The organism is Treponema sp. JC4 (assembly GCF_000260795.1).
Taxonomy (GTDB): domain Bacteria; phylum Spirochaetota; class Spirochaetia; order Treponematales; family Treponemataceae; genus Treponema_D.
In genome coordinates, this window is sequence record NZ_AJGU01000016.1 from 14,642 (window position 1) to 38,536 (window position 23,895).

A 23,895-nucleotide genomic window follows, 5' to 3' on the forward strand; every position below is an offset into this window, starting at 1 on the left:
CAGATTCAAGCATAATGGAAAAAATAAGAAATCTCCATATAACTTTGGAAAAATCTGATGAAAGCGGGGCAGAATTTCCGCTCAAGAACAGAATGCAGATTTCTTACAATGGTCTCAACCTTTTTATTGATGACCAGAATCCTGCTACAATTACCAAAGCGGGAACAAATCAGAAAACTCCCGTACGCCTTAAATACTGGGAAAAGGACGATGATTCCTTCACCCTTTATTTTACTGATGATGTAAAATTTTCTGCAGGCCTGAACATTTCTGATAATGAAGAGGCAAATGCAAACGCTTCTGACACATCATCTTTTTACGCCTTTGCAGAACTGCCTGAAAATATTTCAACTCTTTACATTCCATTTAAATTCAATTCCTACATGAAGATTGAAGGAAGTGAGGGAACAAAAACTATACTTTCCGGTAAAAAAATGATGTGGGAGCTTAATACTCCACTTACAAATGAAAAACTTATCGGCTTTTCAAAGAATAATTCCCGCATTTCCTATGCAATTCACAATAACGTTAAGAAGTTCAGCTTTGACTCTATTACAGAAGTTGCACTTGCCAGCCAGGAGCTTTACCACGATTCCCGCAGCGCAATTAAGTCTAATTTAATCAGTGCCTTCAAGGCAAATACACAGGAAGCAAACCTCAGCGAACAGGTTGCCATTTCCTATGTAGCGGCTCAGGCCGAAATCGGTAACTACACAAGCGCCATTGAAGAAATTCCTGTTTCCCTCAAAAAGAGTAAGACAAGAACCTACCTTTCAACACCATACTTCAACTCGCTTGTTGATATGTATAAGATTCTTGAAACTTACATTGCCAGCACAGAAGTTCAGATTTCCAAGGCTGCCGCAACTAATTCCCTGGATCTCTTTACCGTCCGAAATATCGCCTGCTTCCTCTGTATCAGTTCAAACAAGGCTGCTGTAGTTCAGATTTTACAGAATGCCGCTGCCGCAGATATTTCTCACGCTTCTCTTGCTCAGGCAACCGGAATCATTCAGACTTACATTGATTTGTACAAGCTTTTGCCTGAATACGCCGCTCTTCTTCTTCCGGCAGTAGAAAATTGTGTTTCCCGCATTGCAGACGCATGTAATTACGACGGAAACGCCCTTACAATTTCAGAAAACGACACCTTTGTTTCTGTAATTCAGGCCGCAGAAACCGGAATGGCTATGCTTCGCTATGGTCAACTTTCTCAGAATCCTGTTTACGAAAAATCAGGCTATGTAATCGTAAACTCTTATCTTAACGGAACAAATTCCTTTGACCTTCGCACCCTTGCAAATCTCTATCCGATTTTGTTCTATGATAATTCTTATTATCCACATTTTGCTAAAATTGACCTTACAGACGGCAACTGGACCTGGGCCTGGACCTGCGCTCAGGATATCCGCTATAAAAAGGATACAGACGGCTCTATCACGCTTTCAATCGACTTCCCGACAACCTACACACATTATCTTATTATCAAGGGAATTCCACGCTTTACTTCTATTTATATCTATGATATCAGCTTCCGTACTGACCCTCGTTTTGAAAACTACAACTCTTCAGGTTATGTTTATCAGCCAGAAAGCAAGACTCTTCTTCTTAAATCCCGCCACAAGCAGGCTACAGAAGATATCCGCCTTGATTACACTGTGCGCCCTGTTGTTGTTGAACCGGAGCCTCGCCCTGGCGTAATTGATATTTCTCCGGAAGCTGCTTCTGAATCAGACTCTGAAAATGAAGAAGCGGAGCCCTCTGATGAAGACTCCGCTATAAATGAAGATCACTTACGTTAATTCGCTAAATCTTTACAAGGCTAAAATCTTTCAGCTTTTTTTCCGCTCTTCACAAATGCGCTTGCACCTTTACGACTTGCGGCGCGTGGTGAATTACGTTCTGTGTGGGAATGTGTATTAGGACGTGAAGAGCGGCTTCCTTCGCGGGCTTCTCGACGGCCACGTTCACCAGAAAATCCTTCGCTGCGTCTGCGTTCTCTTCCACCAAAATCGCCCTTAGCACGACCACCAAAGTCATCGCGTCCACCACGTCGGCTTCCACGACCTTCTTCCTTGTTATCAACGTGCATATGAGGCAGGCTTCTATCCGATTTAGAAAGTTCAATTGCCTTTTTTGCCGACGCAATAGGAAGACTTACAAGACTGAACTGCTGAGCAACATCAATCTGATCAACCATGCGTCCCGGAATATGAAGCAGCTTGCTGAAATAATCTGCAATTTCTTTTGCCCGGTAACCGTCTTTCTTTCCCAGAGAAATAAAAATACGAGTCTGATCGCCGCGCGGTGCAAAATCCCTGTCCTTAGAAACAGAAATGCGTCCGTAATGCTTTGGCGAAAGTTTGTCGCCGTACATAACCGAAAGCACAGCCGCCAGCACCTGATTAGCCTCGCGACCATTGTTAAGCTCTTCTGCCAGACGGATAAAAGCAGGATTTACACCAGAAAGATCAATATTTTGGAGAGCCGACTCACTTCCAGCGTTCAAAGTCTCCTCTCCAGCGGCAGTATCATCACCTGTGCGACTAACCTCGTCACCAAGAGCGCGACCGTCTTCTACATTTACAAATATTTTCTTCCTAAGTTCTTCAAAGAGACGGTTCTGTTTTACACTTAAAACTTCTTCTACAGTCGGAATTTTACCGTCTTTAAGTTCGCCCTTACTTGCCTTTGCCACAGCCTGAGTCAAAAAGCGCAGCTTTCGTCTTTCTTCCGGGCGAACGAATGTAACTGCAACACCTTCTTTACCTGCTCGTCCTGTACGACCAATTCGGTGAACGTAAGTTGCAGCGTCAAAAGGAAGTGAATAGTTTACAACGTGAGTCAAATCTTTAATATCAATACCGCGGGCAGCAACGTCAGTTGCAACAAGAATGCGGGTCTTTTTCATCTTAAGGCGTTCAAGTACCTTTTCGCGCTGATTCTGCATGATGTCGCCATGGAGGGCGTCTGCCTCGTAACCGCGCATATCAAGCTGGCGGGTAACGTTATCAGCATCCATCTTGGTCTGAGTGAATACTACACCGTAAAAATCAGGTGAGATGTCGATAAGGCGGACAAGAGCTTCGATTTTTTCGCTTTCCTTTACAACCCAGTATTTCTGGTCAATAAGAAGCGGTTCTTCTACAACCTTTGCTTCCTCAATGATGTCGTATTCGCCCATAAAGTCAGCAGCAATTTTAAGGATTGGAGCCGGCATTGTAGCACTGAACAAAAGAATACGGGCATCCTGATTTGCCTGCTGGAAAATCTCACGGATATCGTCGATGAAGCCCATATCAAGCATTTCATCGCCTTCGTCCAGAATAAAATATTTGATTTTAGAAAGGTCTAATGTTTTGCGTTCAAGATGGTCTTTAATTCGGCCTGGAGTTCCTACAACAATTTCACAGCCCTTTTTAAGCTCGCGGATCTGAGAAACGTAGCTTGCACCACCGTAAAGCACTGTTGTGCGTGGAAAGCTTTTTGAAGCAAATGACTGCATTTCTTCGCAAGTCTGAATTGCAAGTTCGCGGGTTGGTTCAAGAATAAGAGCCTGAACTTTATCTGATTTTTCTTTGATTGACTGAATGATTGGAAGTCCGAAAGCGGCTGTTTTACCGGTACCTGTGCGGGCACGGGCAATAAGGTTTGTGTCACCGTTCAAAAGGCGAGGAATTGCCAGCACCTGAATTGGAGAAGGAACTTTAAATCCTTTCTTTTCTACGGCTTTAAGTGTATCTTCGTCGAGGCCAAGGTCTGCAAAGCTTACTTCGCCGTCGTCATCTTCATCTTCTGTGTCAGCGTCTTCGCTGTCAGCCTCGTCTTCCTGTAATGGAATAACTTCATCGTCTTCCAAAAGCTCTGAAGACAATACAACTTCGTCAGAAGCCACTACAGCTTCATTCATTTCTTCGATTTTCATAAATACCTCTGTTCGTGCAGGAATTTCCCTGCGTAATCCAATCGAAAGCAAAGTTATTTATGAACTCTCTGAAACAAAAGAACCTCGCTTCCGTGCCGCCCCTCAAACAATTTTGGCAGCGAAGTTCACTATAAAGGAAAGTAATGAATATTACAAGCAAATATTAGAATATTTCGCATTTATTGTTAAATATTTGCAAATTAGAAGCGCTCAAGCATAGCTTGAGCGAGCGCAATTAGTAGGTAAATCCTAAACCGACCCTATTCGGCTCGGCTTTTAACGGATTTCCTATTTTGCGCATTTAATAACTGCCTGTGCGCCTGATGATAATCGAAAATCCGTTAAAAAAAGGTTGCCAGTGGCAAGCTTTTTAGGATTATCGATAAAACATCTCGCCAGATTAATCTGGCGGCGACCCGACAGGGTGACCGGAGTTCAGGCAAAAAAAAAGCGCTTTCCATTTCTAGAAAGCGCTTTAATTAAGCAAATTTATCTAAACTTATTTAGAAGCCTTAATAACTGCCTGAGCTCCGGCCAAACGAGCAGCTGGTACACGGAATGGTGAACAAGATACATAGTTCAAACCAAGCTTGTAGCAGAGAGCGATAGAAGCTGGGTCTCCACCGTGCTCACCACAGATTCCGAGGTGAAGGTCAGATTTAACTGAACGTCCCTTTTCTTCTGCGAGGCCGATCATTACGCCAACACCATCTTCGTCCAAAGTCTTGAATGGGTCCTGAAGAAGAACTTTCTGATCCAAGTAAGAATCGATGAACTTAGAGTAGTCATCACGGCTGAAGCCGAATGTTGTCTGTGTAAGGTCGTTTGTACCGAATGAGAAGAAGTCTGCATATTCAGCAATCTGGTTAGCTGTAGCTGCAGCACGTGGGAATTCGATCATAGAACCAATCTGGAACTTGAGTGAAACTCCGAGTTCTTTGTTTACATTTGCGATTACAGCTTCTGCCTGAGCACGAATCTGTTTCAATTCAGCGAATGTAGTTACGTTAGGGATCATGATGCGAACGTCGTGTTTAAGACCTTCTTTTTCAGCCTGAGCTGTTGCACGAGCAATAGCTTCAACCTGCATTTCATAAATCTCTGGATATGTGATAGCCAAACGACAACCACGGTGACCGAGCATTGGGTTGTGTTCGTTAAGTTCAGAGTATTTCTTGTTGATGAAGTCAACTTTAACACCAAGTTTCTTAGCCAAAGCTTTAGCCAAGTCTGGAGTTTCAGCCTGTACGAATTCGTTAAGAGGTGGGTCAAGAAGACGGATTGTTACAGCGCGTCCTTCCATAGTCTTAATGATTCCGTAGAAGTCTTTCTGCTGAAGTGGAAGGATAGCAGCAAGGTTAGCCTTTCTTTCTTCAGTTGTATCAGAAATAATCATCTTCTGGAATGAAGTAAGTTTTGGTTCTTCGAAGAACATGTGTTCTGTACGGCAGAGACCAATACCAGCAGCACCAAAGCGGAATGCCTGTGGAGCTTCGTTCTGTTCAGCGTTAGCAAGAACTTCGAAACCTTTTACAGTTTTTCCAGATGGAGTTGTGCGAACAGATGCAGCGCGAACTTCGTCAGCCCATCCAAGGAATGTTTCGAGGTCGCCAGAAACTGAAGCAGGAGTTACAGGGATAACTTCACCGTAAACTTTACCTGTTGAACCATCGATAGAAATGAAATCACCTTTCTTGAATTTCTTTCCGCCGATTGTTACAGCATCTTTTCCTGTAAATACAACGTCTGAACATCCACATACACAAGGTGTACCCATACCACGTGCAACTACAGCTGCGTGTGATGTACGTCCACCAGTAGAAGTCAAGATACCCTGAGCAACATACATACCAGCGATATCATCTGGAGATGTTTCTTTACGAACGAGGATAACTTTCTTTCCTTTCTTGTCTTCTTCAACAGCTTCTTCTGCAGTGAATACGATTTCACCACAACCAGCACCTGGTGAAGCGTTAAGAGCAGCTGCCAAAGGTTTAGCAGATTTAAGAGCCTTAGCTTCGAACTGTGGGTGGAGGAGCTGATCAAGCTGATCTGGCTTAACGCGGAGAAGAGCCTGTTCTTTTGTAATCATTCCTTCAGCAACCATGTCTACAGCCATCTTAACAGCTGCTGGACCTGTACGTTTACCATTGCGGCACTGGAGCATAAAGAGTTTTCCTTCCTGAACAGTGAACTCCATATCCTGCATATCATGGTAGTGAGCTTCAAGGCGGTCACGGATTGTAGAAATTTCCTTGAAGATTTCTGGCTGCTGTTTTTCGAGAGCAGAAATATCCATTGGAGTACGGATACCAGCTACTACGTCTTCACCCTGAGCGTTGATAAGGTACTCAGCCATGAAGTGGTTCTCACCAGTTGAAGGGTCGCGAGAGAATGCTACACCAGTTCCTGATGTATCACCCATGTTACCGAATACCATAGCCATTACAGTAACAGCAGTTCCCTTAATTACGTTTTCATCAATGTTGTTGAGCTTGCGGTAAATGATAGCGCGTTCGTTCATCCAAGAACCGAATACGGCACCGATAGCACCCCACATCTGAACCTGTGGATCCTGAGGGAAATCTTCACCTTTTTCCTGTTTGTACATTGCCTTGTACTTCTGAACGATTTCCTGGAGTTCTTCAGTTGTAAGATCAACGTCTTCTTTGATTCCGCGGTGTGATTTTACTTCGTCAATGATAGCTTCAAATTTGTCATGATCAACACCCATAGCAACGTTACCGTACATCTGGATAAAGCGGCGGTAAGCATCCCATGCGAAACGTGGGTTGTTTGTCTTGTTAGCAAGACCAAGAACTGATTTGTCGTTAAGACCGAGGTTGAGGATTGTATCCATCATACCAGGCATAGATTCAGCAGCACCAGAACGAACAGAAACCAAAAGTGGATCGTTTTCATCACCAAGTTTCTTTCCGAAAGTTGTCTCAAGTTTGTTAAGGTATTCTGCAACTTCCTTATCAAGTCCTTCAGGATATTTCTTACCGAGTTTGTAATATTCCTGACATACGTCAATAGAAATTGTGAATCCAGGTGGAACTGGAAGACTTAAAGGAGCCTTTGCCATCTGAGCAAGGTTAGCACCTTTACCACCGAGAATTGGACGCATTGATTCATCGCCTTCTGCGTCACCGTTGCCGAAAAAGTAAACATACTTTGTAGCCATCGATTTTTCTCCATTTATAAAAAAAGATTTGCTAATGTTAATAGAATTATTTTATAGGTTTAAAGAGATTGTTACAAGTGTCGGCCGGTCAAATAGACCGGCTAAATGATAAGCGTTGAGAGAAGATTATTTCTTAAGTTTACAGCAGGCACGCAAAATTACAGCAGTTACTGCAACGCCGGCAAGTTCAGCAAGCAGTACAAGCAGAGTTATACCTAAAACATGAAGCATTATGCCACCTCCTTTGATTTTCCATCGATTACAGTTTTATTTCCATTGCTAATGTTCAGATAAACAAGCGGAAGTCCAAGACAAAGGGCCCCGCCGATAATGTTTCCAAAGGTTACCGGTACAAGATTTCCGATTAAATAAGATTTCAGATTAAGAGCCTGAAGGCTTTCGGCAGTAAGACCATAGTGGTCAAGAAAAACCTGAATATAATCAGTCTGATGAGCCGCAATCAGACCTGCGGTAATGTAATACATGTTTGCAACACAGTGCTCAAAACCTTCTGTAACAAAAAGCATGATTACAAAAAAAATTGCAAGAAGCTTGCCGGTAACATCCTTTGAAGCGCCTGCCATCACAATTGCCGCACAAACAAGAATATTACAGAGAATTCCAGAAATCAGGGCACTTGTAAAAGAAAGATTTACCTTTCCAAGAGCCACCTTTATAGAATAAGCACCAAGAAGACCTGCTGAATAATTAAATTGTCCGCTTAAAAAGGCTCCAAAGGCAACAAGGCTTGCTCCTGCCATATTTCCAAAATAGACAATAGCCAGAACTTTGAGAATATTGCTTACAGACTGTTTTTTAGTCATACAGCTCATAGCCATAAGACAATCGCCGGTAAAAAGTTCACCGCCGATTAAAACAATCATCATAAGACCAACAGGGAAAACAACAGCGCTTGCTACTCGGGCAAGGCCAACATTAGAGATAGCATGAGAAGCAACATTTCCGGCACAGGCACCAAGTGCAATCATTGCGCCGGCTAAAACTGCTTTAATGAAAAGTTTTGAAAAAGGGCATTTTACTTTACTTTCACAGCCGCAAATATAATCTTCAACGACCTGCCCAACATTTTTTAATCCGTCCATTTCTTCACTCTTTTTAAATTTCTTGGGCAGATTTTATTCTTAGAGAAGGTCTTTCTCAATTCTATTTGAAGTTAAATAAGTAAAATAAGTATTTAAAGCGCTTAAATCTCTCCGTGAATAAGCTGATAGGCGATTGAGCCCGGTTTTGGACTTGCAGGACAGTTATTCCTGTCAAACCACTGGGCATCAGAAAGTTCTTCCTTCTGTAAAACTATATCGCCGCTTTCGTATTCAGCTGTGAATCCAAGCATAAGCTGGGCAGGGAAGGGCCAGCTCTGACTGCCACGGTACTGAATGTTTTTTACACGGATTCCGGTTTCCTCAAAAATCTCGCGTGCAACTGCATGCTCGGCAGATTCTCCGGCTTCAATAAAGCCCGCAATACAGGCATAAATATCCTGATTTCGCTGAGTATGACGGGCAAGAAGGATTTTTTCACCTTTTGTAACAAGCACGATAATGCAAGGTTCAATGCGTGGGAAAAAGACGTTTTTGCAGGAAGGACATATTCTTGCAGTTAGCAGAGGATGTTCATCAAGCTTCTGACCGCAGAAGTGACAGAATTTTGCAGAAACCCGCCAGTTCAAAAGTGATTTAGCCCTGAAGGTCTGGAATCTGATTTCATCATCAGCATTTTCTGCAAAAAACTCTCGCATAGGAATTACTTTATAAGAAGCATCAAGTTTTTCTGCAGAAGAAAGTCCAAGAACCTTAATTCCTGTATTTTTTTCTTCAAAATACTCAAGAAGCGGATTATCTGTCTTTATTTTTTCAAATTCAGAAAACTCAGGCAAAGAACCGTCAGCCTTCAAAACAATATTTGAGTCACACAAAACAAAACATCTATCCATTGTAGTACCTCGATTTTAGGCAAACTCTTTATTATTGATAAACCCTCACGTAATCAACTTCCATCTGGCAGCTTTTTAATTTTTCCGGAATATCCATGCCCAAAGTTCCGCCCATAGCTACATTCATAATAATGTAGAATGGCTGATCATAAGGCCAGGCCTGCCAGGCATCTTTTTCATTATGAGGATTTTTGTATTCTGTAAGGAATTCTCCGTCGTAATACCATTTAATTGAATCTTCTGTCCACAAAACAGCGTAAGTATGCCATTTTCGAACGTCAGAAATTTCGCGGTAATCGCTGTTAACGGCATTTCCGCCAGATCCGGCCTTACAGTGAACTGTTCCGTATGCTTTTTTACCCCAGAAGTTTGTTGCATATTCCATTACATCAATTTCACCGCTGCGAGGCCACTGACCGTAAGTTGTAAACTGTGGCATCATCCAGAGTGCCGGCCAGGAACCTTTTTCTACAGGCAGTTTTGCACGGAATTCAACATAACCGTAAGTAAAACTCTTTTTAAAAGAAGTGATAAGGCGGGCACTTGTCCATTTATTTTTTTCATTTTTGTGGGCAACAATTTTAAGAGTTCCGTCACTTACGAAAGAATTTGTTCGGTCGTTAGTATAATACTGACGTTCACCGTTACCCCAGCCGCCGCCACCGGTATTGTAATCCCAGAATTCAGGATTTGGCTCTGCAGAGTCACCATCAAACTCATCAGCCCAGACAAGAGACATATTTTCCTTTACATAATCAGGTCTCATATCCTTTTCGCGGGAAGATGACAAAAGGCTGCAGGAAGTTAGAAAGCCTGCGGCAAGACATAATGCGATAAAATAGTTTTTCTTCATACTTTCAATATAAGTTAAAATTTTCATAAATTCAAAATTTTTCAGATTTACTTTCGGATTTTTTCAAAAATCACGCGAAGATGTTCTGGAAGCTGGATTTGCTCGGACTTCATGGTCAACCAGAAGTGAAGTTTTTCCTTGTTTTCTTCGTTTTTAAGGCGAATCTGCTGCTGAAGCTCAACCAAATGAATGATTGTTTTGTTTTCGCGGGCAAAGTGACGGATTCGGGTCATGATTCGCAGGGAATAAGTAAGGTCAACGCAAAGGACTCCGTAGAAGAAGCCGACTACAAAACTGAACTCGATGTGATTTGTAAACCAGAAGAGCCATTCCAGGATTTTTGGGTGAATCAGAAAGTAGTAGATGGCACTCAAAAGCCACCAGTAGAAGGTAAACTGCGGACAGATAATTCCTTTGATGTTGCCCCAGTTTTTGGAATAATCCCAGAGGCGGATTTTCATGCCGACAATAAAAATCATTCCGGCAATGAATTCAAAAAAGGTGATGCAGAGAGCCATAAGGCCAAATAAAACCAGCTTCTGCAGATGGGGATTTTCTATAAAACTTACATCAATATAGGAAAGCAAAAACAAAATCACCAGGCTGAAGCCATAAAGCGGAAGATAGGGGCCTGTCAAAAAGCCCGGATTAATCCACTTCCGCTCCTGATTATTTGCCGAAAAAAAGCGGCGGAATACCAGCTCAATTCCCCAGCCAATCAGACTGCCAGCAAAAAACAAAAAGTAATTACCAAAAAGAATTTCATAGTTTATCTCCGCTCCTATTATACCCCCAAAATCTCCGCAGACCAAAAGAAAACTGACGTGCGGAGAGGATGGGGCAGAAAAGAGCGATTTTAGCGCATCTGGGCGGTTTCGATAGCGTCGGAGCTTGAACTTACCTTAATTGCGTATCCCAAAACTGCGTTACTTGTTCCGTTTCCGTATACAAATCCATAAGAAGTTGAGTTATAACTGTTAGGATTATTTGTATACGATGAAGTTCCGCTTGTGCTTTCTTTTACGACACCTGTTGAACTGTTCTTCCATACACCAACATTAATCTTGTTGTACTGGTTACTCTGCATATTTACACTGCTTTCTGTAGGAACAACGCTACATTCCCAGGCTCCTGTATAGACTTCATCATCTGCTCCTGCTGAAGCTGTAGAACTTGTATTAACGAGGTATGCAAGTTTAGGACGGATACAACTTGTTGCATAATAACCAATACGTGGAATTGCGTTATTACTTGAATCCAGAGCAACATCAATTGTAAGGTTAGAACCAATTACACCTGAACTGTCGACAACACAAGTAACTGGATTTGCTGAATAGCTTGAAAGATAAGCATAAACCAAATCACAGTTTGTTCCGTCATAAGCCGCAATATGAATACCACCTTTTGCATCTACCGCAAGCTGACAGTATTCACCTGCGTTTTCCATATCACCTGAGAATACCTGAACTGGATCGCTCCAGCCAGAGCGGTCTGTTGTACCATTGCGGTCTGTCAAAGGTGATGTGTTATAGCTGTACCAGAGCACGCGGCTTGTTTCATCATACCAGATTGCACAAACTACATCAGTTGTAGCAGTACTTCCAGAAACTACTCCAAGACTTATATAACTTCCAGCACCGTAAGATGTACCGTTACCAGCAAGCATACTTACTTTTTCATTACGATATATATAAGGAGCTCCTTCTGTATCATAATCAGTAAATGAACCAAATCCTGTAGTTGATGTAGAGTTTGTAGAACCAGCCTTAAAGCGAATTTCATCATTCATGGCATCATAGTAAGCAAGATAAACATTGGTATAATTATTATGAACAGAAGTTGTAAGACTTGGAGATTTTATACGCTGCTTATCAAAATAGTATGTTGAATCACTAGTATTAGATTTTGTTCCCTTCATACCAATAGACTCAAGACGCAGGGAACTACTGCTGCTGTAAGAACCATTCTGTGCACGGCTAGCTCTTCCCCATCTGCTTGTCATGAACTGGAATTTATCAGCACTACTTGAGTTAATATCACCACCGGCTGCAACACCATAAGTGTAACCAAGACTGTCGTAAGCAAAACCTACAGAAGTAAAGAAATCGTAACTTCCCATCCAGTAATCATAAGAGGTCTTTGTGTTATCTTCTGTGCTGCCAGCCATACTAAAGTACAAAGGACCATTTACAAAGGCAAAACCAATTTGACCAGTTATCGGGTCAATTGCCATGTGAGGCTGTTCTATTTTTCCGCTGATTGGCACAACTGCATCGCTGTCAAATGACCAGACATCCAGTATAAGGTCATCTGTCAAATTATTGTTGTTATCATTATTCGGCTGACGGTTATAGTAATTGCTGTAAATTGTATAATCACCGGTTGAAGCAGCTGTAGTTGTTGTATAAGCTCCTGATGAAGCATTGTCATTCTTGTTGTTCAAGGAAATTACGCCATTTACAGTTACGCTGACTTCGCCAGAGGTAAAGTCTGAAACACTTGCTTCATAAGCATTTGGATAAGTAAAGTATGAGGAACTGTACCAACTGTAAGTTGTTGAAGGCGTTACTTCACTCAGATTTACTGATGTATTTGCACTGTCACTCAAAGCTCCTCCGGCAAGGTTAAATCCATAAAGGTAAACTTTATCTTCACTTCCTGTCGGGTAATGACCGAGTGCGGTTCTGTCATAAACAGAGCTATTTTTCTTTTTGAGTGAAGAAAGACTTGTCTTTACACCAGCAACATATGGAACTACGTCAACTTTGTAATAAGCAGTAGCCTTGCTACTTGAGGTCTGTGTTGTGCCAGGAGTATTATTCTGCGCGCTTGTATAAGCTGGATCAGCATAGTAAGTAGTTCCATCAATACTTAAATTGCTTGAACCACTTTCGGCACAGGTTGGAATACCCTGATTATATGCTACAACTTGAATAGCAACATCTGTAGCAGCAACTGTGCTTATCTTAGAAGAATCCCAGTAAAGTTTCCAACTGACATCATGTCCGCTATCTGACTGTGCATCACTTGTAATTTCCAGTTTATAACCAGAATCATCCCAGTCATCTGTTCCTTCAAGTTTTTTATTTTCGCTGCTATATGAGGCAAGCTGATAGAATACTGTTCCACTTATGGTTTTAGTTGTACTTCCCATAGTCATACCAGGAATACTTACATAAAGATAATCAATTCTCTTATCATCATGAGAAGTTCCTTCAATAACAATCTGTCCTGAAACTTTAGGATCACGATCATTAACTCCTGTAGCAGAAGTTGTAAACGTATCAGGCAAATCACCTTCAAGTTCTATATGGCCGTTAGAGGTGCTGTTACCATACAAACTGTTTGAAGAACTTGAATTCCAATAGAAAGGAGTTATTTCTACTGTTGGCTTACTATTTTCTGCTGCATTGATTGCAAGATATACGGTTAATGTAGCTGTCTGACTGTCGTCAAATTTTTCTGTACCATCTGTACTATCCCAGAATGTAAATTTAAAAGGAACTCCTGTATCAGAATCTCCAATCTTAAGCAAATCTCCAAGTTGAATATTGATTGGCGTTACATCATTAATTGTATAATCTGTACTTCCTTCAGTAACAATTGCGGTTGAATTTTGTCCAGAAAGTGTATTTGTTCCAGTAACATTATATGCATAATAAATTTCTCCATTGCCACCAACAATTTCCGGTGTAATTGTAGTATATCCTCTGATCTTTTTTATTGGCGCCGATGTAGAACCCGCTTCTAAAGATGTTAAAAGAGGATTTGTTGTTGATTTTCCTGTAGGCTTTTCAAAAGGATTATATACATTTTTTGAACCACTTGTTCCCGTTACAGAAGCCGTTGAAATAGCAGCAGCATTGTAATCGTTATAGGTTTCATCCATTTCGTTATCGCCGTCATAATCTGTTTGCAGAATAAAACCTGCCATACGAGGCGCATTATTACTTACAAACGCGGCTGCTGCAACTGAAGAATCTTTATAGTTTGAAGCTGAAGTCTGAATTCCATTATATGTAGAATAAGATTTATCAACATAAAGAACATTACTTGAATCACTTGCTTTTAGCGTAGAGTAATCAGATCTATCATCTGTTAATGCATAGTTTTCAGTAGATGTAGAAGCAAACAGACTTTCCAGCATATTTCCCATAATGCCAATAGAATAGTTTCCAGCCTTATCAAATACAACGTAGTGAAGTTCAACAGGACCATCTGGAATATTTGAAGAAACAATTGATGCAGACCATGTATAATTTGAACTTGATTTTTCTACATATTCTACCATGCCATCTCCATCATCATTAGTGATTGATGATGGATAACCATAACCATCTGTATCTGTTTTTACAGTGCTTCCACCTGTTTCCTGGATTGTATTATTAATTGTAAGTGCATAAGCAAAATATGCTTCTGTATAATCAATTGATGGATAACCGTCTAATGTAATTGTACTTCCGCTTATTGCCGAAATCTTATAGAATGCACCGCCTATTTTTACAAGGCCATTTACTCTTATATCAGAATCTACATTTGCTGTAATAACATTGAGATTTGATGAATCACGTGTTACCGTTTGTTTTTGCCAATACAAACCTGAATCGTAAATCAAAGAAGATGACAATGTTGTTGCCTTTCCACCTTTAATCATTGGATTAAAAATAGAATCAACTTCACTTGTTCCCTTAATATTTCTTCGCATAAAGAAGAATGCTACACAGTCAAAACCACTCTGAGAATAAGTTCCAACGGCAGCTTCAGTTGCTAAGGAACCAAAAGAATAATAGCCGTTACTTTGCTGTACATTTGGATTTATTGCATACGATGAATTTTCTGCACCAGCAAGTACAGGTGCAACATTATCAAAGTTTACTTTGATTGTAGAACTTGTTTCTCCAGCAGTTCCTTCGGCTGCATCTATTACATCATATATTAATGAAATAGAACCCACACTTGTTGAAGTATCCAATTTATACTTAAAGTAAACTTTAGGATAAACTGCTGCTGTTACATTCTTTGAACCATCATCTTCATCCGGGAAAGTTTTTGAGGTTGATGTTCCTGATGTTACGACCGCCCAATTACTGTTAGTTTTTATTTCTCCATTTTTAATAAGGCTATCTGTTCCGATTTTTAAGGTTTTGATAGCATCATTATCTTCCACACAACCTGTCAGCCACCATTCACCTTTAACAAACATATCTTCCTCATACTGACGGGAAGCTGTTGCACTATAATTTGGTGTATCCGATGTTACAGAAAGACTATTGTCTGATGTTTGAATTAAATACAAATTACTTATTACAGGATTTGATGAATCAAAAATAATATACTTATCAGTATTTATACTAAATTTTCCATCGTTATCCATTGCATAAACACGGATAGCAAGACTGTTAGTTCCTGAGGTTTCCGGATTAAATTCATTCTTAGAGTTAATTGTTAAACTCCATGACGAACCAGAAAGTGTCGCAGGAATTGCATAATTAGAAGCACTTGCTCCATCTGCAATTGTTCCACTGTAGGCAGTATGAGTACTTTCTGTTGCATAACTCTTCATGTTGTAAAGGGTATAACCAGAAGCCAGAAGATAATCCAAATCGTTTTTGCTAGGAGTGAATGCAGTAATTATATTATCTGTCTGTGTAAAGGTTCCAAATGTAGTTTCTCCAGTATATGCTTCATATTCATGAGAAGAAGAAATAATCTGTACCCATACCTGATTTACACCTATATTCGTTCCGCCAGTATCTTCCGCAGAACCGGCAATACGAACTTTTCCTCCCAAAGTCTGTCCATCTACTGACGGATAAGAAATACTTACAGTTGGTCTATCTCCCTGAGGGTCTAGCTGAACTAAATGTGCTGTTTCTGAATAATTTCCTACGCTATCTACAGATTTTATCCATACATATAAATTAACAATTGTTTCAAATGCATTTGTTGTAGATTTTAGTTCATCATTTGTGGTAATACCAAAATTTACAAGATAGTCATTTAATGTAACAGAATGAGTAGTCTCTGTTGCAGATGTTGTATCTCCATCAAAGTAAACAAACCAGGAAAGACTGGCATCTTCAATCTGCGTATAAGAAACCTTTGAAGCAATATCACTTATTATTCCCGAAGTTGCATTACCATCAGAATCTTTTCCAGACCAGGTTGTTATAGCAGTAGTTTCATCAGGTTTTACTTCATTTGAAGTAGAAACTGCAAAATATGTTGTTGCTTCACAATCTACAGTTCCGTAAATTGTTATGCTTCCACTAGAAGTATTAGAACTTGAAGGACCTGTAACTTTTATAACAGGAGCCGTATTATCAATTGTTACATAAATACTGGTTGGTGTAGTTTTTACACCATCAGAAACTGTAACTGTAAAGCTTCTTGAACCACTTGCTAAAGATGAAATATCAATTTCACCTGATCTCCATTCATAATAAGTGTTTTCATTAAGTGTTTTTGTAGTTGACTGTTTTGTAAATTCATATGTATAAACTGAATCACTTTCATCTTTTTCATTAGATGCAATTGTTAATGTTACACTTTCAACATCATTTGCATCATAAGCATATTGATGAATATAGAAGCTACTGTTTGTTCCTCCGAAAGTTTGTGAAGAAATTGCCGTACTCCATTCTGCATTATCTGCACTTGGATCAAGACAATATTCAATAGAATCTACACTTGGCGCTATTGTGTCCACCTTTATATAACTAACTGTTGGTTTAGTGTAAGTTACTGTACTTGTATCTTTATATCCATATTTGTTAGTACCATCCGTAATTTTTGGAGACGAAATATTATATTCATCCTCAGCAGAGGATATAAAATCATTGCTGTTTACATCAGTTACCTTAAAATAAAGATTCTTTTTTCCATCTTCATCAAATGTCAAAGTGAAAGAACCATTATTTAATGTAAGAGTTTTCCATCCAGAATCTGTCAAAGCAGAATCTGATACTGCTGTTTGATATGCGAGGGTTAATCCTGTAACTCCGTCATCATCACTAATTGAACCGTATAGTTCATTTGTATCAAATGCTAAATAAGAACTTGAAGACATAGATTCTCCAAGCGTAAGGTTTGTATATCTGATTACCGGTCTGTCTGTATCCTGACTCACAAAAACCGGCAGGCTTGCTGAATAGCCGATATTACCAGCCGCATCCTTTGCTGCAACCCGGATATAGTACTGTTTTTCATCTGTAAGTTTTGTTGTGTCAAATCCAGTTACTGTATAGCTGTAAGAACCAGAAACTGCATAATCTGACATTAATTCTGTAGTAACATCCGACCAGTTTGCAGTATCTGTAGAATACTGAACTGCATAAACTGCGGAATCTGGCAGTGTATTTGCATCAGAAATAGTTCCTGTAAGACTGATTGTGCCGTTAATCTGAGTTCCGTCTGTATCAGAATCTGCATCAGTTGGAGTTGAAAGTGTTACAGTTGGAGCAATTGCATCCAAAGTAACCGTTGCAACACTTACAGTCTTTGAATTTCCATCACCGGCTTTATCCGTTAACTTTGCATAAACCGAAACATTACCGCTCGTAAGGTTACCAAAGGCTGCAGGTTTGATTATTACCTTCCAGAAGGTATTTGTTTCGCTCAAAGTCTGGCTGCTGCCTCCAAGATTTTCACTTTCACTTTGTTTTATTGTTAACGTTCCATATGTATCAGATGAAGTTGAGATTTCATTACCATTTACTGTGAAAACAATGCTGCTTATTCCGGCAGCATTATCTGTTGCCAGACCCCACAAGGTAATGTAGTCGGCTTCTGCTTCGCCTTTATTTGAATAAAGAGTTTCACTAAGAAGATTATCAGCCGCTGTAGATTTATTTGAATAAACACTATCGCTGATTTCAGGAACTACTGTATCAACATTTATAGAATAGTATTCCAGTCCATTTCCGGAAGTATCAGTTCCGTTCCACTTGCTTGTATAATCACTTTCACTTGTAGTCGTAGAATTGTTTACAGAGTAACCGCTCAGAGTATCCGCACTTACGTTTCCTACATTATCAACTGCAAGAAGAACCAGATAATTTTTTTCGTTATCAAATCCTGAAATTGTAGAGTCAAAATTTGAAGGTACGCCGCTTATTGATGTTTTTGTATCAGATGAATCTGTATAAATTACCCTTCTTATCTTTTCTGATGAAAGAGGTGAAAAATAATTTGGAAGTGATTTATAACCTGTTACCAGCGCTTCAATTTCTTCGGCGGTCGGAGCACTACTGAAAATCTTGTAATAAATCATCTTAAGGCCACTGGAAGCTTCTTCAAAGTATCCGCGGATTTCGATTGTTGAGGAATTTCCGTAAGTTCCGGCAGAGTATTTTCCTCCGACATCTTCATCTAAGTCTGAATCCCAGGTATTGCCTGCTTCATTAACATAACCCGAAGAAGAACTTGCCGAAGCTGTCTTTTCGTTATCTGCATTTCCTATTCGGAAATAAATATCTTTATCATTTTTATCTGCCCAGTGTTTTGCCAGAGGAGCTGTTTTATCAATATTAAGTGTAATACTCTGTTCCTGAGCATTTCCGGCAAGGTCATAAGCGGTAACTGTTGCTGTTGTGGAAGCTGCACTTACAGAAGTCAAATCAATTCCTGTAAAAGTCCATTCGCCGCTTGTAGAAACTTCGTTTGAATAGTTTTCTACTGAAATTGCTACCTTAGACACACCTTTATCATCTGTTGCAATTCCGCTGATTGTAAAAGTCTGATTTTCGTTATTCAGATAATATGTATAAGTATTTGAATCAGGCTGATATACCGAATAAGCTGAATTTGAAGTTGCCAGACTAATATTTGCGAGACTAGGTTTCTTTGAATCTACGCTGATAGTAAATGCAGGAAGTGCATACGAACCTCCCGCTCCGTTAGTTCCCGTTGCAACAAATTTTCCACTGACTATTGATGAGGCCGCAAATGTTGCCTTCCAGGTTTTTATGCCAGTTGAATCATCAAAATCTGTTAAAGCGGCAAAAGCACCTTCTTCAACCGAACTTGCTGCTTCTGCCGTAGTTATCCAGGCTTTTGTATTTTCACCAGATTCATTTACAGTTGATTCTGTGCTTGAATAATATAGTTCCGAAGGACTTACTTCATTTCCATTCATTGTAAATGTCAGTCCAGAAATTCCGCTGTCATCATCGCTTATTGTTCCATATACAGTAAGATCTTTTGTTTCAATTCCACTTATGTAAACTGTTCCGCTAGCTTCGGCAGTTACATCTCCTGTTTTATACCAGAGGCTTTCAAGCTCCGGAGCTGAAGAATCAATTTTAATAACAATTCCGTCTATTGCAGTGCCCTCTGAATCTACCGTCTGGAAGACTGAACTTTCATTTCCAATTACGTCGACTGCACGAAGATAAAGTTTGTGTTCTCCATCATCTTCAAATTCTACATTTGCACGATAAGTTCCGCTGGAAATCAGGAAATCCTGCCAGCTTTCTTCATCTGTATTATCTGTTGAATACTGAACAGCAGAAAGACCTGAAGCATTGTCGCTGGCAGTTACAATAACAGTTACAGTATTTGAAGCGTACCAGCTTGTTGAATTATCTGTGGCAGAAGTAATATCTGTGTTATTAATTTTTACACTGTCGATTGTTGGCGCCGTCTTATCAAAAACAACAGTCTTTGTTACTGTAGTTTTTCGACCACTCAATGCACTCTCTCCAGAAAGACCGTTACCTGAAATATCTTCTACACTAATTACAATTGTATAAGAACCTTCTGTCGAAATATCATCTGAAGTCCATACATTGCTGTCATCAGTTTTTGTAAGGGTGAATTCCGTATTATCAACACTGTTAACTGCGCTTACAGAAGAGATTCCGTTTGTATCAGAGGCATAAACAACAAATCTGAACAAATCGGCATCAGAAATATCGTAGGAAGATAGTGATCCAAGAGCTGTATAAGAATTTTCTGAATCACTCTCACTTTCTGAATCAGATTTTTTTGTTTCCATTAAAACAGCAATTGAAGGTGCATTCTGATCAACACAGAAAGGTACACTTATAATATCACTTTCATTATTTGCCTGATCCACAGCATATACATAAAGATAATGAGTTCCCTCATAAAGTGTGTCAGTATCAGTACCGCTTCTTCCATTTCCTAAAGGTAGAGAAAAAGACCAGTTTCCGCTGCTTGTTTTTGATTTCTGTGTCCAGATTGAATTACCGTCAGAATCAACTTCATCTTTAGCAGGAGCAGTCGAGCTATCAGTAATAACATAAGAGTAATACTGCATGCCAAGGCCTTCACCATCACTTACACTTCCACGGAAGGTAGCTGCATCTCCGTTTAAAGAACCTTCTCCAAAAGCTGAATATTCTGGAGTTACAGTATCGCTTGAACTGTCAGCAGAATCTGGAGCTGTAATCGTAATTACTGGTGCCTCACGGTCAATTACAACTGAAAGCGTTTTTGCAGTAGCATAACTGTCCCCATAATCTTTTATAGAGAAGGTATATGTATAAGTTGCAAGACTTCCAACATCAGGCAGGCTGACACCACTTCCACTTGAATCACGTGGTAAATCTTCTATATACCAGCTTCCATCAGTAGAATTATAAACAATTCCACCATCAGTATCTGAATCAAGTGTAAGAGTATTTGTGCCATCAGACTGACTGACAGAAATCTGTTTTATTCCAAAGTTATCACTTGCTGAACCAATAAGTTTAAATGCCTTACCGGTATTAAAGCTTGCTGAACCGCTTGTACTTGTGGTTATAGAAAGAGAGCTGCCAGAATAATTTCCATCACTATCTGCTGAAATATAACTGTCGATAGTGAATTCCGGCGCAGAAGTATCATAAATCCAGCTGTCTGAAGAATAAAGAATTGTTGAAAGGCCAACTTTATCAAGAGCCCAGATTAATACTGTTTTATAACCTTCCTCATCAAAAGCACCGCCTTCCGGCAAGTCTGATGCAGAAAATTTATAAATCCAGCTTTCAGTTCCAGATGCGACAAGGTCTCCTGTTGTTTTTGTTGAATCTGTATTATCCGTAATTCTGATATAAACTTTATCTATTCCTGAAGCTGCATCACTTACACTTCCACTAAAACTGAAGCTGGATAAAGCTGTTTCTGAAGTTGATGGAACAGAAACGCTTCCGGCAACAGGAACTTCATTATCATATTTAACATTGACAGTCTTTGTATTTGAAGCTGCAACATCTTCACCTAAGATACTTATAAATTTATAAACAATTGTTGAAGCATAAGTTCCGTCAGACTCTTTCAAATCTTCAACCGAAATTTTATCTGTAAAACTTACATCAGTACCAGCCGGGAATTCATATTTTTCATCATCAGTCTTTGTATCATCATAATCTACTTTTTCAGCATCCTTACTTCCAATAGTTCTCATCAAATAAGCTTTACCATCATAAGTATAAGTAAGACTTACTTTAAGAATTTTATTATCTGCATTTGCAGCTTCATTTACCGACACATATTCCGGAGAAGATGAAACTGTCGTTTCGATAATACTTGCGCTTGAAGAAAGACCAAATGCATAAATTTTTGAATTATATTCAACAACTTTCAAATCATTATCATCATAAGCACTTACACAGACTCGATATAATTTTTTTGTAGTAGAGTTGTAAGTTTCAATAGCATAATTTTCAGTACTGATTGTACCTGTTGTAATAACATAGCTTGAATCGCTGATTGTAACAGAACCCTGACCTTCAACTAAAATCCATTCTGTTCCTGTTGAATTAAGATAGGTCGTAATAAGAGGAATTTTTTCGCTTCCTGTAATGTTTCCTGAATCATCACATTCCATTAAATATACAGAAAGCGGCTTTTCTTCATCATCTGCATTAATAGAAATTTCATCGCGACCTGGACTTATTGTTACAATAAGCTCTTTTGATTTATTTGTAATTGAACAGCCTGTAGACAAAGCTCCTGCAGAAGTAAGAAGACTTTCTCCACTTACAAGTTTACCGGTTCCCTCAACCGTAAAAGTTGGGCTGTTGTCAGGATTTAAGCTGAATTTACTAACAGTAACTTCATTAGCGGCAAGTTTTTCCTTTACTGCTTCAATTGTGTCAGTCTCGCCATCATAAGTTCCGTTCTGCATTTTATAAATACCGGTACTCTTATAGGAACTGATTAATGTTGAAATATCACTGTAAAGGTAATAGTTTGTTGCACAGTTTCCATCTGAACTTGCTTCACTTTCTTTCAACGGATAATATGCGGCGCCATCGTAAGCTTCTAACTTACAGTAAAAAGTCTTTGTTTCTTTCTTGTTCTCATCGTAATCGCCGTAAATCTGATAATAATCATTACTTGTATTTCCAGCCTCATAAGTTGCAACATCCATTTCCATATTTGCCGGAACATTCGAAAGTTCAATACTTTTCAAAAGATTTGTACAATCCTGGTCACTGTAAACCTTTACCAGAATTTTGCTTACATCATTATCATCAACTGCCTGGCCTTTTAAAGTAAAAGTCTGACCAAAAACATCTGCGCTGGCAGCATTTGCCTTTGTTGAAGGACGCTGAAGTACAATAAGAGGAGCCGTATTATCGATTGTGTATGAACGGGTAAGTGTAGTTGTATGGCCACCATCATCTTTTAATACAACTGTTGCAAGATAGGAACCGTCAACAATTGGCTGGGCTTCATCATTTGGATCAATTTCGCAGTACCATTTTCCATCTTCTATTGTTGCTGAATATTCTGTTTTTGTTTCTGTGCTTGTATTCTGCAAGGTAATTGAAACCGAACTGACACTTCCATCATCAGTCCAGGTACCCTGAATCGCAAATACACTGCGGATTATTGCGTCAACATCAGGACTTGAAATTGCACCTTTTGGTGCCTCCGTATCCACCGATTCACCGAGTCCTATTTCACAGGATGAATAAAGAAATAAGGCAGCAAGACCTGCCAGACCAATGATAACTCTCTTCACCTTGTTTAATTTGATTTGCATATGTTCTCCAACTTTTTTGAATTTAAAACACACACCGATAGTTAGCCCAATATATCAAATTCAAATCTAATGGAAGTATAGAGAAATTGCATACAAAATTTTTGTTATATCTATAATAATTTTAACCTTCTTACAGAAGATTTATAGTGCTATAAGACTATTCTTATCATTCCCTTATTATTAAAGCAAAAATCCCAGTGACTATTAAAATATATGATTTGCGCTTTTCTTCCATATAGAATATAATAGTTGCGTGGCAAAGCTTTACGTTATTGGAACTCCGATTGGAAATCTTGGTGATATTACCTACCGCGCGGTTGAGACGCTTAGAAACGTTGATTACGTGGCGGCAGAAGATACCCGCCATACTCTCCAGCTTTTGAATCATTTTGAGATTAAAAAGCCGCTGATTTCCTGCCGGGCTCAGAACGAAAAATTTGCTTCGGAAAATGTAATTAAGCTGCTTAAAGAAGGACATGACGTTGCCTATGCAAGCGACGCGGGAACTCCTGGAATCAGTGATCCGGGCGCAGTTCTTGTGGACTTTGTGCGTGAGGCTGGCTTTGAAGTTGTTCCTATTCCGGGACCAGCTGCCTTTGCAACCTTAGTTAGCGTTGCCGGTTCGGGCGGAAAAACTCTGGTTTTTGAAGGCTTCCTTTCTCCAAAACCGGGCAAACGTAAGAGCCGCGTAAAAGAACTGATGGACAGTGGAAATGCAATAATTTTTTACGAAAGTCCCTTCAGAATCGTTAAGCTTCTTAAAGATATTTCCGATACTGAAAGTAGCAGACGTATTGTAGTTGGACGTGAAATGACCAAACTGCACGAAGAAATCACCAGCGGAACCGCACAGGAACTGTATGAGGATTATGCTTCAAGACAATCCATAAAAGGAGAGTTCGCAGTTTTCATTTCTGGTACAAAAAAAGATAAACATTCGGAAGAATCTGCCGATAATTAAAATAGGTATAGGGGAAGG

At 39.7% G+C, this 23,895-nt stretch carries 9 protein-coding genes; 2 read left to right on the top strand and 7 right to left on the bottom strand.

Annotated features, from left to right (window positions below; genetic code table 11):
* Positions 1-14: 14 nt before the first annotated feature.
* Positions 15-1,802 (top strand): hypothetical protein, encoded by a 1,788-nt coding sequence (locus MSI_RS07850; RefSeq protein ID WP_009105557.1) that lies wholly within the window; start codon positions 15-17, stop codon positions 1,800-1,802.
* 20 nt (positions 1,803-1,822) lie between these two features.
* Here the strand turns inward: MSI_RS07850 and MSI_RS07855 are convergent, their stop codons facing one another.
* From MSI_RS07855 to MSI_RS07885, 7 genes are all read right to left on the bottom strand, one after another.
* Positions 1,823-3,925, bottom strand: a complete 2,103-nt coding sequence (locus MSI_RS07855; RefSeq protein WP_009105559.1) for a DEAD/DEAH box helicase — start codon at positions 3,923-3,925, stop codon at positions 1,823-1,825.
* A 499-nt stretch (positions 3,926-4,424) separates the two neighbouring features.
* A complete protein-coding gene (gene ppdK / locus MSI_RS07860) occupies positions 4,425-7,112 on the bottom strand; it encodes a pyruvate, phosphate dikinase (protein ID WP_009105561.1) in 2,688 nt (895 codons plus the stop codon).
* A 230-nt stretch (positions 7,113-7,342) separates the two neighbouring features.
* On the bottom strand, positions 7,343-8,215 hold the full coding sequence (locus MSI_RS07865; RefSeq protein WP_009105565.1) for a formate/nitrite transporter family protein: 873 nt from the start codon (positions 8,213-8,215) through the stop codon (positions 7,343-7,345).
* A gap of 101 nt (positions 8,216-8,316) precedes the next feature.
* Positions 8,317-9,066 (bottom strand): NAD(+) diphosphatase, encoded by a 750-nt coding sequence (nudC, locus tag MSI_RS07870; RefSeq protein ID WP_009105567.1) that lies wholly within the window; start codon positions 9,064-9,066, stop codon positions 8,317-8,319.
* Between the two features lie 31 nt (positions 9,067-9,097).
* Complete coding sequence (locus tag MSI_RS07875; RefSeq protein WP_192807747.1) at positions 9,098-9,919, bottom strand: glycoside hydrolase family 16 protein; 822 nt, start codon at positions 9,917-9,919, stop codon at positions 9,098-9,100.
* A 47-nt stretch (positions 9,920-9,966) separates the two neighbouring features.
* Positions 9,967-10,659 (bottom strand): putative ABC transporter permease, encoded by a 693-nt coding sequence (locus MSI_RS07880; RefSeq protein WP_237706495.1) that lies wholly within the window; start codon positions 10,657-10,659, stop codon positions 9,967-9,969.
* Between the two features lie 116 nt (positions 10,660-10,775).
* Positions 10,776-22,916 carry a hypothetical protein gene (locus MSI_RS07885; RefSeq protein WP_009105570.1) on the bottom strand — a complete coding sequence of 4,047 codons (12,141 nt, stop codon included), beginning with the start codon at positions 22,914-22,916 and terminating at the stop codon, positions 10,776-10,778.
* Positions 22,917-23,169: 253 nt separating this feature from the next.
* On the opposite strand from MSI_RS07885, the gene rsmI reads away from it, so the two are divergent.
* Positions 23,170-23,877: a 16S rRNA (cytidine(1402)-2'-O)-methyltransferase gene (rsmI, locus tag MSI_RS07890; protein WP_009105571.1), complete on the top strand. Its 708-nt coding sequence runs from the start codon at positions 23,170-23,172 to the stop codon at positions 23,875-23,877.
* Positions 23,878-23,895: the final 18 nt, after the last annotated feature.